Origin of the sequence: Aquabacterium sp. (assembly GCF_030652515.1) — a bacterium.
In the GTDB taxonomy this organism is placed as follows: Bacteria; Pseudomonadota; Gammaproteobacteria; order Burkholderiales; family Burkholderiaceae_C; genus Aquabacterium.
In genome coordinates this window covers 1-2,784 of record NZ_JAUSAR010000028.1, presented here as the reverse complement: position 1 = coordinate 2,784, position 2,784 = coordinate 1, and the positions used below count along the sequence as shown (strand labels likewise).

Here is a 2,784-nt window from a genome sequence, read left to right as displayed (position 1 = left end):
AGGTGAAATGGCTGGGCGTGGTGTGTTGGCCGAGTTGAGCGCGCCGCGTTGGGCCTGGCACATCGGGTCATCGGGTGTGTTGGTGCAGGCGGTGAGGCGTGCGTTGGCCGGGCCAGACAAGCTGGGTTGGCCGTAGTAGGCCGCCTCGGCGGGCGTGCGGGTGTATCCCGGCACATTGGTAGTTGCGTTGGGGGTGCTGACCGTGCCGCGAATCACCGGGTTGGCGGCTTGACCGGCGGCGGTGCCTTCTTCGTGTGGCCCAGCCAGCGCCATCGTCTGCGCCGTGACGAAGCACCAGAGGGTGAAGCAGGTGACGAGTCGGCGCAGCATGACGATCCCTAACCCTTGAGCCGTTGGATGAAGGCGCCGGCATCCTTGCTAAAGCGGGGTGTGCGGTGCTGAATGTGGCCTAAGGCGTAGTCCAGGCTCACGTCTCCGGCCAGGCGGACATAGTCATTGGGCGGCGCACAACTGCCTCGACCACCATCACCACATGGCGTGCCGTCAGCGCCCTCACGCACCAGCACAAAGCTGGGCACCTGTGTGATGGCGTAGCGCTCGAAAGCTTGCGGGTCGATCTGGAAGGCCACCGACTGACCTGCCAACAATGCTTGTGTTCGCGCAACGGTGTCGCGCAGGGAGCCATTTAGCAGGCCTCTGATCAGCAGGGATGCCTTGGCACGTGCCGCTTGGCTGACCAGTCTCTTGAGCGTGGCCTCGGGCATCGACAGGCTGATGAACACCATCAGGATCGGGCTACCACTCATGTCCTTGCCCACCCCGGTGCCGGGGGGCTGGGCGGTTTTCATCTGCAGGGCGTAGGCTTTGGACAGCGCTTCGAGGTCCACAGGCGCTTTGGCTTGGGGCTGCGGGAGCGCATCAATTCTTGGTCCCGCTGTGTTGGGCACACGTTCCAAGTCTGCGGCGCTGGGCACGCCGTGCGCTTTCCGAGCACGTTCGATGTCCTGGTCCGTGATGGTGGGTTGCGCGCGCCTGGCCCGAGCCATGTCTGCTTCGGTGATGACCGGTGTGGTTTGGGCCTGTGCGCTCAGTGCAAGCAGCATGGACAGGCCAAGACCGAAGCCCCAGCGTGAAGGTTGATGGAAGTCAGAAGCCGACACAGCAGTTCCTTTTGCGAAACAACATGAAGGCGAAGTCTTCGCCGCGCACTGGGTATTCCTTGCCGGCCCCCCAGATCACAGTGCTGCGCCCGAAAGGCTGGCAGCACCTGCCGCCATCCTTTTCGGTATTGGGGATGGGGTAGGTGAGTTGTGTCTTGTAGGCCGTCTTGTCCATGACGGGCTCGAAGTAGGGGCCACACAGGCCGGGCGTGCCATGCCATCCCCAGGCGATCAACTCGCGGTGCATCTTGGCGGTCAGGCGCTGGGCCAGCAGAACGGCCGTGCGAACACCGCCCAAGTGGTAGGGCACCTGGCCGTCCAGCGGGTAGATGCCGCCCTGGCATCCTGCGCACCAGAACAATTCCTTGATGCCAAAGCCCAGTGAGGCGGCCACGCAATCGGCGGCGCAGGCGGCAATCGCGATGGGGTTGGCGAACAACACCGCATCCGGGTTGAGGATCAGGGTCAACTCGTCGTCGTTCCACAGCGGATCGACCTCGGTGAGATAGGCCAGATCGAAGCTGCCCTTTTCCAGGCAGGGAAAGTCGGTCACCACTTCCAGCCAGTACAGCATCGGGTTCACGTAGAAATGGGCCTGGTAGAAGCTGCCGCCATCGCCGTCGCCTTCAGCGTGGGTGAAGCGGGCGGCTTCCGGGACGGGCAGGCCCGGGTTCAGGTCCATGCCGCCCAGTGAGGTCAGGCAGAACGGCTTGCGCACGACTTCGACATGGCGAGCCGGTTCCCAAAAGCCGATAGACAGACCGATGACCGGGTTCACGCCGCAACTGCACACAGGGCTGCCTGGGTTGGCAATGTCTTCCTGGCCGCCGAAGTTGGCGATGGGGATGCTGCCAAGGCTGATGGGCAGGATGCAGCTCCAGCAGATGTCGGTGACGGGGTTGGGGAACTTGCCTGTGCAGGTGGCGATGCCCGCCGCGTGGCTGTGCTGGCTGGTCATGGCCAGCAAGCAAATCAACAGGATCGCCGCGATGTGATCCCACGATGGACGCCATCTTGCTTTTGGGGTGGATCGGGTCATGGTGTCACCTCCAACTCATCCACGCGCAGGCGCTTGCCTTCCTGCGAGACCAGAGCGGGCACCTGTGCGATGCCCAGGCGCCGGGTCAGCACGCCTTGCTGGTCGTAGTAAACCGGCGTGCGCCAGGCTTTCATCAGGTCCAGGTAGGAGCCAGCTGTCAGGATCGCCTTGACCTGGCCTCGGTAGCGCTGGATCAACTCTCGTGCGCGCTTCACCTGCCGTGCATCACGGGCGTCGAAGAACAGCAGGCGTCTGGACAGTGACACCACGTCCAGCGGGTTGTGGCGCGAGCCAGCGGCAAACATCAGGTGGCCCTGGGGATCCAGGATGTTGCGATCCAGCGTGAAGCTGGGGTCGAAGTAGAAGGTGCGCGGCTGTTGCGTGGTGCGGAGCCCGGCCACAGGCTGTGGCTGGCGCACGGCCTGAATGCCGCGCTCACGGGCTTGGTCCTGCAGTCGAGCCAGTTCGCCATTGGCTTGCTTTTCTCGCAGGCGTTGCGCAATGAACTCCAGCAGGTTGGCTTCGCTGATCGGGTAGGTCGGACCGATGCTGCCCAGGTCCACGCCCCAAGCGCATGAGCCCACACCTGCGCATGTCATGGTCAGCAGGCAGGCCATCACCATC

At 63.8% G+C, this 2,784-nt stretch carries 3 protein-coding genes and 1 pseudogene; all 4 read right to left on the bottom strand.

Annotated features, from left to right (window positions below):
- Window positions 1–330, bottom strand: a pseudogene (locus Q7V20_RS04010) (conjugal transfer protein TraN); the annotation flags it as partial.
- A gap of 8 nt (window positions 331–338) precedes the next feature.
- Window positions 339–1,121 carry a type-F conjugative transfer system pilin assembly protein TrbC gene (trbC, locus tag Q7V20_RS04005; protein ID WP_304787425.1) on the bottom strand — a complete coding sequence of 261 codons (783 nt, stop codon included), beginning with the start codon at window positions 1,119–1,121 and terminating at the stop codon, window positions 339–341.
- On the bottom strand, window positions 1,108–2,079 hold the full coding sequence (gene traU / locus Q7V20_RS04000; protein WP_304787426.1) for a conjugal transfer pilus assembly protein TraU: 972 nt from the start codon (window positions 2,077–2,079) through the stop codon (window positions 1,108–1,110). The genes trbC and traU overlap by 14 nt, the downstream gene beginning before the upstream one ends.
- A 77-nt stretch (window positions 2,080–2,156) precedes the next feature.
- Window positions 2,157–2,783, bottom strand: coding sequence for a type-F conjugative transfer system protein TraW (traW, locus tag Q7V20_RS03995; protein ID WP_304787423.1), 627 nt, complete (start codon window positions 2,781–2,783; stop codon window positions 2,157–2,159).
- Window position 2,784: the final 1 nt, after the last annotated feature.